At 51.3% G+C, this 8,378-nt stretch carries 8 protein-coding genes; all 8 read right to left on the reverse strand.

Features of this window, described 5'->3' with window-relative positions; translation table 11 throughout:
- Nucleotide 1: 1 nt before the first annotated feature.
- On the reverse strand, nt 2–4,030 hold the full coding sequence (gene rpoB / locus ACUU1M_RS08620) for a DNA-directed RNA polymerase subunit beta (protein ID WP_000263098.1): 4,029 nt from the start codon (nt 4,028–4,030) through the stop codon (nt 2–4).
- 319 nt (nt 4,031–4,349) lie between these two features.
- Entirely contained in the window at nt 4,350–4,715 is a 366-nt protein-coding gene (gene rplL / locus ACUU1M_RS08625; RefSeq protein WP_000028878.1) for a 50S ribosomal protein L7/L12, read from the reverse strand.
- Nucleotides 4,716–4,781: 66 nt separating this feature from the next.
- On the reverse strand, nt 4,782–5,279 hold the full coding sequence (gene rplJ / locus ACUU1M_RS08630; protein ID WP_001207201.1) for a 50S ribosomal protein L10: 498 nt from the start codon (nt 5,277–5,279) through the stop codon (nt 4,782–4,784).
- A 412-nt stretch (nt 5,280–5,691) separates the two neighbouring features.
- A complete protein-coding gene (rplA, locus tag ACUU1M_RS08635) occupies nt 5,692–6,396 on the reverse strand; it encodes a 50S ribosomal protein L1 (protein ID WP_001096684.1) in 705 nt (234 codons plus the stop codon).
- Nucleotides 6,397–6,399: 3 nt separating this feature from the next.
- On the reverse strand, nt 6,400–6,828 hold the full coding sequence (gene rplK / locus ACUU1M_RS08640; RefSeq protein ID WP_001085926.1) for a 50S ribosomal protein L11: 429 nt from the start codon (nt 6,826–6,828) through the stop codon (nt 6,400–6,402).
- 158 nt (nt 6,829–6,986) lie between these two features.
- Entirely contained in the window at nt 6,987–7,532 is a 546-nt protein-coding gene (gene nusG / locus ACUU1M_RS08645) for a transcription termination/antitermination protein NusG (RefSeq protein WP_001287516.1), read from the reverse strand.
- 1 nt (nt 7,533) lies between these two features.
- Nucleotides 7,534–7,917: a preprotein translocase subunit SecE gene (gene secE, locus ACUU1M_RS08650; RefSeq protein ID WP_001275702.1), complete on the reverse strand. Its 384-nt coding sequence runs from the start codon at nt 7,915–7,917 to the stop codon at nt 7,534–7,536.
- Nucleotides 7,918–8,146: 229 nt separating this feature from the next.
- A partial coding sequence (locus ACUU1M_RS08655) for an EF-Tu C-terminal domain-related protein (protein WP_000305930.1) occupies nt 8,147–8,378 on the reverse strand: 232 nt, incomplete at its 5' end.

Consider the following 8,378-nt stretch of genomic DNA (forward strand, 5'->3'; position numbering starts at 1 on the left):
ATTACTCGTCTTCCAGTTCGATGTTGATACCCAGCGAACGAATCTCTTTCAACAATACGTTGAAGGATTCTGGCATGCCCGGCTCCATCTGATGGTTGCCGTCCACGATGTTTTTATACATCTTGGTACGACCGTTCACGTCATCAGACTTAACAGTGAGCATTTCCTGCAGGGTGTATGCTGCGCCGTATGCTTCCAGCGCCCACACTTCCATCTCCCCGAAACGCTGACCACCGAACTGTGCCTTACCACCCAGCGGCTGCTGAGTAACCAGGCTGTAAGAACCGGTGGAACGCGCGTGCATCTTGTCGTCGACCAGGTGGTTCAGTTTCAGCATGTACATGTAACCAACGGTTACCGGACGCTCGAACTGTTCACCAGTGCGACCATCGTACAGGCGGATCTGACCGGAAGTCGGCAGGTCGCCAAGTTTCAGCAGCTCTTTAATTTCTGCTTCTTTCGCACCGTCGAACACCGGCGTTGCGATTGGCATACCTTTGCGCAGGTTTTCAGCCAGACGCATAACTTCTTCATCGCTGAAGGTACTCAGGTCAACTTTCTGACGAACGTCAGCGCCCAGATCGTACGCACGCTGGATGAATTCGCGCAGTTTCGCGACTTCTTGCTGCTGTTTCAGCATGGCGTTGATCTTGTCGCCGATACCTTTCGCAGCCATACCCAGGTGGGTTTCGAGGATCTGACCGATGTTCATACGAGACGGTACGCCCAGCGGGTTCAGTACGATGTCTACCGGCGTACCGTTTTCATCGTAAGGCATATCTTCGATCGGGTTGATCTTAGAAATTACACCCTTGTTACCGTGACGACCTGCCATCTTGTCACCAGGCTGGATACGGCGTTTAACCGCCAGATATACCTTAACAATCTTCAGCACGCCCGGTGCCAGATCGTCGCCCTGGGTGATTTTGCGGCGTTTCGCTTCGAGTTTCTTCTCGAACTCGTGTTTCAGTTCGTCATACTGCTCAGCCAGCTGTTCCAGCTGATTTTGTTTCTCTTCGTCTGTCAGGCCCAGCTCCAGCCAGCGATCGCGCGGCAGTTTGTCGAGCTTCTCAGCTTCAACGCCACCGGCTACCAGCACAGCACGGATACGGCTGAACAGACCCGCTTCTAGGATCTGCAGTTCTTCAGACAGGTCTTTCTTCGCCTGTTTGAGCTGCATTTCTTCGATTTCCAGCGCACGTTTGTCTTTTTCTACGCCATCGCGAGTAAAGACCTGAACGTCGATAACCGTACCGGATACACCGTTTGGTACGCGCAGAGAAGAGTCTTTAACGTCAGAGGCTTTCTCACCGAAGATCGCACGCAGCAGTTTTTCTTCTGGGGTCAGCTGAGTTTCACCTTTCGGCGTTACCTTACCAACCAGAATGTCGCCACCGGTCACTTCCGCACCAATGTAAACGATACCGGATTCATCCAGTTTGGAGAGCGCAGCTTCACCCACGTTCGGGATGTCAGCGGTGATCTCTTCCGGACCCAGCTTGGTGTCACGGGACACACACGCCAGTTCCTGAATGTGGATGGTGGTGAAACGGTCTTCCTGAACAACACGCTCGGATACGAGGATGGAGTCTTCGAAGTTGTAACCATTCCACGGCATGAACGCTACGCGCATGTTCTGACCAAGCGCCAGTTCACCGAGGTCGGTGGACGGACCGTCTGCCAGCACGTCGCCACGTTCAACCGGTTCACCCAGAGACACACACGGCATCTGGTTGATACAGGTGTTCTGGTTAGAACGGGTGTATTTGGTCAGGTTGTAGATGTCGATACCTGCTTCACCCGGATACATCTCGTCTTCGTTAACTTTGATAACGATACGGGAAGCATCCACGTACTGAACGACACCACCACGTTTAGCTACCGCAGTTACACCGGAGTCAACGGCAACAGCACGTTCCATACCAGTACCAACCAGCGGCTTATCAGCGCGCAGAGTCGGAACGGCCTGACGTTGCATGTTCGCACCCATCAATGCACGGTTGGCGTCATCGTGTTCCAGGAACGGGATCAGGGACGCACCGACGGATACCACCTGCTGGGTGGATACGTCCATGTAGTCAACCTGGTCGCGGCTGAACAAGCTGGATTCGCCTTTGCTACGGCAAGTTACCAGGTCTTCTACGAAGTGGCCTTCTTCATCCAGGTTGGAGTTCGCCTGGGCGATAACGTAGTTGCCTTCTTCGATAGCAGACAGGTAGTGAATTTCGTCAGTTACAACACCGTCGGTCACTTTACGATACGGAGTCTCAAGGAAGCCGTATTCGTTAGTCTGTGCGTACACGGACAGAGAGTTGATCAGACCGATGTTCGGACCTTCAGGGGTTTCGATTGGACATACGCGACCGTAGTGAGTCGGGTGTACGTCTCGAACTTCGAAACCTGCACGTTCACGGGTCAGACCGCCTGGGCCGAGTGCGGAGATACGACGTTTGTGCGTAATCTCAGACAGCGGGTTGTTCTGGTCCATAAACTGAGACAGCTGGCTGGAACCGAAGAACTCTTTCACTGCTGCGGAAATCGGCTTGGCGTTGATCATATCCTGAGGCATCAGGGTATCCAGATCGCCCAGAGACAGACGCTCTTTCACCGCACGCTCTACACGTACCAAGCCAACGCGGAACTGGTTTTCCGCCATTTCGCCAACGGAACGGATACGACGGTTGCCGAGGTGGTCGATATCATCGACTTCGCCTTTACCGTTACGGATATCGATGAGCTTTTTCATAACATCAATGATGTCGTCTTTGCTCAGAATACCGGAACCTTCGATTTCTTCGCGCAGCAGAGAACGGTTGAACTTCATACGACCAACCGCAGACAAGTCATAACGGTCTTCGGAGAAGAACAGGTTCTCGAACAGGCTTTCAGCTGCTTCACGAGTCGGCGGCTCGCCAGGGCGCATCATGCGGTAGATTTCTACCAGTGCGCTCAGACGGTCGTTAGTTGGGTCGACACGTAAGGTTTCAGAGATATATGGGCCGTGATCCAGATCGTTGGTGAACAGCGTTTCGATACGCTTGTGACCAGACTGGCTCAGCTTAGCCAGCAGATCCAGGCTCAGCTCCATGTTCGCTGCGCAGATCAGCTCGCCGGTAGACTCATCAATATAGTCTTTAGCAACCACTTTACCTGCGATGTACTCAACCGGGACTTCGATCAGTTTGACGTCGTCTTTTTCCAGCTGGCGAATGTGGCGCGCAGTGATACGGCGGCCTTTTTCTACGTACACTTTACCGTTAGCTTCGATGTCAAAAGATGCGGTTTCACCACGCAGGCGTTCCGGCACCAGTTCCATCTGCAGCTTGTTATCACGGATTTCAAAGATAACTTTTTCAAAGAACAGGTCGAGGATCTGCTCTGTGGTGTAGTTCAGGGCGCGCAGAATGATGGTCGCAGGCAGTTTACGGCGACGGTCGATACGTACGAACAGGTTGTCCTTCGGATCGAATTCGAAGTCCAGCCAGGAACCACGGTAAGGGATGATGCGCGCGTTATACAGCACTTTACCCGAAGAGTGGGTTTTACCTTTGTCGGAGTCAAAGAAGACGCCCGGACTACGGTGCAGCTGGGAAACGATAACACGCTCAGTACCGTTGATAACAAAGGTACCGTTGTCTGTCATGAGCGGAATTTCGCCCATGTAGACTTCTTGTTCTTTAATGTCTTTTACGGTGCCTTCCGGCGCTTCGCGCTCATAGATCACCAGACGCAGTTTAACGCGCAGCGGTGCGGAATAGGTCACGCCACGGATTTGACATTCCTGGACGTCAAACACCGGTTCGCCAAGGCGGTAGCTGACGTATTGCAGCTCGGAATTACCGCTGTAGCTCTGAATCGGGAATACGGAACGGAAAGCAGCTTCCAGACCATACTGCCCTTCAGGATCTTGCTCGATAAATTTCTGAAACGAGTCAAGCTGGATAGAAAGGAGATAAGGTACATCCAGAACTTGTGGACGTTTACCAAAATCCTTACGAATACGTTTTTTCTCGGTATAGGAGTAAACCATAGGGTTCCTCAGCTCGCTGACAAGTCGACCCATCTGTCCATTGAGCGGACAGTTTGTGCAACACTATTTTGTTGACCGGAAAATGGAACACTTTCCGCAATGCCTGTTGCTATCACGCTTAAACCATTTCATTGCGATTTACACAGAACGGACGTCCTGTCGCAGTATATTAAGTCGTCGATAGAAACAAGCATTGAAAGGCACAGCAGTAGTCAAACAGTGTGAAACGCTACTGGCGCCTTACAGCGCAAAAAGGCTGGTGACTAAAAAGTCACCAGCCATCAGCCTGATTTCTCAGGCTGCAACCGGAAGGGTTGGCTTATTTAACTTCAACTTCAGCGCCAGCTTCTTCCAGAGCTTTTTTCAGTGCTTCTGCGTCGTCTTTGCTCACGCCTTCTTTCAGAGCAGCCGGTGCAGATTCTACCAGGTCTTTAGCTTCTTTCAGACCCAAGCCAGTTGCGCCACGTACTGCTTTGATAACAGCAACTTTGTTAGCGCCAGCAGCTTTCAGAATTACGTCGAATTCAGTTTTTTCTTCAGCAGCTTCAACCGGGCCAGCAGCTACAGCTACAGCAGCAGCAGCGGAAACACCGAATTTTTCTTCCATTGCAGAGATCAGTTCTACAACGTCCATTACAGACATAGCTGCAACTGCTTCAATGATTTGATCTTTAGTGATAGACATTTAAATTGTTCCTGAATATCAGAATAAGTTTATACGTAAGCGAATGCGTTAAAAAGATAACTGCGATTAAGCAGCTTCTTTCGCATCGCGTACAGCAGCCAGAGTACGAACCAGTTTGCCAGCCGAAGCTTCTTTCATGGTTGCCATCAGGCGTGCAATTGCTTCTTCGTAGGTCGGCAGAGTTGCCAGGCGGTCGATCTGAGACGCCGGGATCAGCTCACCTTCAAAGGCAGCGGCTTTGACCTCAAATTTTGCATTCGCTTTCGCGAACTCTTTGAACAGACGAGCAGCAGCGCCCGGGTGTTCCATAGAGTATGCAATCAGGGTCGGACCAACAAACGCGTCTTTCAGGCACTCGAACGGAGTACCTTCAACAGCACGGCGCAGCAGGGTGTTACGAACAACACGCATGTATACGCCAGCTTCGCGACCTGCTTTACGCAGTTCAGTCATTTTATCTACAGTTACGCCACGGGAATCCGCAACTACTGCAGACAGCGCGCCTTTGGCTACTTCGCTGACTTCAGCAACAATCGCTTGTTTGTCTTGAAGATTTAAAGCCATTAGCTTTGCTCCTGGATGTTTGCCAGAGAAAATCTCTGGAACTCACTTCACTCCTCCAAACGGAGAGAGCGTCTTAATTACGGTGAGCAGAAACAAGCCAGAATATAAAAGAATAATCTTAGCGTTCTGTCACCGTCTACGCAGGGGATTAAGTTTCTTGCGAAACTCCTGCGGTCTTCGACGGAGGCCTGGATAGGCCAGGCTCCAACGAACAAATCTTTTCTATCCGTCGCTATTCAACTTGTGGCGGCGTTGGCTTCCTTCATTCGCACCAGTCACATAGTTAGCTATGCTCCTGGCGACTCACTCAGTTGCCGCCTTGCCACAACCCGAATATCTCGGATATACGTCTGCATTAAGCATTATACGTGGGGGTAAGATTGTAGACAAAATCACCGCCCACGTAAAGGCATTAGTTTACAGAAGCGCTCAGGCCAGCCTGGTCAACTGCAACACCTGCACCCATGGTGGTGGAGATGCTAACTTTCTTGATGTACACGCCTTTCGCCTGAGTCGGTTTTGCTTTTTTCAGCGCAACCAGCAGAGCTTCCAAGTTTTCTTTCAGTTTGTCAGCGTCAAAGTCCACTTTACCGATGGTGGTGTGGATGATGCCGTTTTTGTCGTTACGGTAACGAACCTGGCCAGCTTTAGCGTTTTTAACCGCTTCAGCAACGTTCGGTGTTACAGTACCCACTTTCGGGTTTGGCATCAGGCCGCGCGGACCCAGAACCTGGCCCAGCTGGCCAACAACGCGCATTGCATCCGGAGAAGCAATAACAACGTCAAAGTTCATTTCGCCTTTCTTGATCTGGTCAGCCAGATCTTCCATACCTACCAGTTCTGCGCCTGCAGCTTTAGCAGCTTCAGCGTTTGCACCTTGGGTAAATACGGCTACGCGAACGGAACGGCCAGTACCGTGCGGCAGTACAGTTGCACCACGTACGTTCTGGTCAGATTTACGAGCGTCGATGCCGAGGTTAACAGCTACGTCCACGCTTTCTACGAATTTAGCAGTCGCCAGCTCTTTCAGCAGTGCGATAGCTTCGTTGATGTCGTACTGTTTGGTTGCATCAACTTTCTCGCGGATAACACGCATGCGCTTGGTCAGTTTAGCCATTTCTTAGTCCTCCACTACCAGGCCCATGGAACGTGCAGTACCTTCGATGGAGCGAGTCATCGCTTCAATGTCGGCACCAGTCATGTCGGCAGCTTTGGTCTGCGCGATTTCCTGCAGCTGAGCGCGGGAAATTTTACCCACTTTGTCTTTGTTCGGCTTACCGGAACCAGACTTGATACCAGCCGCTTTTTTCAGCAGAACTGCTGCCGGCGGGGTCTTGGTAACGAAAGTGAAAGAACGGTCAGCGTAAACGGTGATTACTACCGGAATCGGCAGACCTTTTTCGATGGAATCAGTTTTTGCGTTGAACGCTTTGCAGAATTCCATGATGTTTACGCCCTGCTGACCCAGAGCCGGACCTACTGGCGGACTCGGGTTAGCCATACCAGCTGCAACCTGCAGCTTGACATAGGCTTGTACTTTCTTAGCCATTATAAATTCCTCAAGTTGGGTAATAACGCCTCTGAGAGGCTCCCCGTGATATAAAAAATCGTTTTACGGGCAAGGCCCATAAAAACAAAAGGCGCGAAATTGTATTCCAATCTCACGCCTTGTGCAACGATTAAATCGCCGCTTTTTTGATCGCTGGGTTAGGCTTTTTCAACCTGGCTGAAGTCCAGCTCTACCGGGGTCGCACGACCGAAGATAGAAACAGACACTTTCAGACGAGATTTCTCGTAATCCACTTCTTCAACAACACCGTTGAAGTCAGCGAACGGACCATCATTAACACGGACCATTTCACCCGGTTCAAACAGCGTTTTCGGACGCGGCTTATCACCAACCTGCTGCAGGCGGTTCATAATCGCATCGACTTCTTTATCGCTGATTGGCGCAGGACGATCGGAAGTACCGCCGATGAAGCCCATCACACGCGGTACGCTGCGCACCAGGTGCCAGCTCGCGTCGTTCATCACCATCTGAACGAGGACGTAGCCAGGGAAGAATTTACGTTCGCTTTTGCGACGCTGACCGCCACGGATTTCAACCACTTCTTCGGTTGGTACCATGACTTCACCAAACAAATCTTCCATGTTGTGTAATTTGATATGCTCACGCAGCGACGTTGCTACGCGGCCTTCAAAACCGGAAAACGCCTGAACGACGTACCAGCGCTTTTTAGGAGCTTCAGACATCTCAGAACCTCAGGCCAGTGATAAAGGATACCAGGCGAACCAGAATACCATCCAGTCCCCACAGGATCAGTGACATTACTGCGGTAACCGCAGCCACAATCAGCGTGGTGTGCAATGTTTCCTGGCGAGTCGGCCAAATGACCTTACGGACTTCGGTACGCGCTTCACGGGCAAAAGCAACGGTAGCTTTACCTTTTGTCGTTAACAGCGCGACACCACCCGCTGCAGCAATCAGAATTACTACGGCCAGCGCACGCAGCGGCAGCATAATGTCGCGATAAAGGTAGTTGCCGACAATCGCCACCAAGAGCAATGCCACCACAACGACCCACTTCATCGCTTCCAGGCCGCGCCCGCTTCCTTGAGCTTCGGTATTCGCACTCATAAACCAACCTGTCAGAAGTTTTCTACAAACATTTTCACCCCGCGATCGCGAGGCAAACCAAATCGAAACGCGTATTAGCTTTTCGGATTATACGCCCTCAACAGAGCCTGTCTCAGCAATGATTATGACAAAGAAAATCACTGATGAGCCAGGTTCTGGTACGAAAGCGTGCAAAAAGGGCATCAAATGATGCCCTTTTAGTGCGCATTGCGTCAAATGTTATCGGCAATTAGCTCAGAACTTTTGCTACAACGCCCGCGCCAACGGTACGGCCGCCTTCACGGATTGCGAAACGCAGACCGTCGTCCATCGCGATCGGGTGGATCAGGGTAACAACCATTTTGATGTTGTCGCCCGGCATTACCATCTCTACGCCTTCCGGCAGTTCGATGGTACCAGTCACGTCAGTAGTACGGAAGTAGAACTGCGGACGGTAGCCTTTGAAGAACGGAGTATGACGA

The organism is Shigella sp. SIG6 (assembly GCF_053555815.1).

What these genes read in the sequence shown, in the direction of transcription:
- rpoB (WP_000263098.1), bottom strand. Translation starts at nt 4,030, where the DNA reads ATGGTTTACTCCTATACCGAGAAAAAACGTATTCGTAAGGATTTTGGT.
- rplL (WP_000028878.1), bottom strand. Translation starts at nt 4,715, where the DNA reads ATGTCTATCACTAAAGATCAAATCATTGAAGCAGTTGCAGCTATGTCT.
- rplJ (WP_001207201.1), bottom strand. Translation starts at nt 5,279, where the DNA reads ATGGCTTTAAATCTTCAAGACAAACAAGCGATTGTTGCTGAAGTCAGC.
- rplA (WP_001096684.1), bottom strand. Translation starts at nt 6,396, where the DNA reads ATGGCTAAACTGACCAAGCGCATGCGTGTTATCCGCGAGAAAGTTGAT.
- rplK (WP_001085926.1), bottom strand. Translation starts at nt 6,828, where the DNA reads ATGGCTAAGAAAGTACAAGCCTATGTCAAGCTGCAGGTTGCAGCTGGT.
- nusG (WP_001287516.1), bottom strand. Translation starts at nt 7,532, where the DNA reads ATGTCTGAAGCTCCTAAAAAGCGCTGGTACGTCGTTCAGGCGTTTTCC.
- secE (WP_001275702.1), bottom strand. Translation starts at nt 7,917, where the DNA reads ATGAGTGCGAATACCGAAGCTCAAGGAAGCGGGCGCGGCCTGGAAGCG.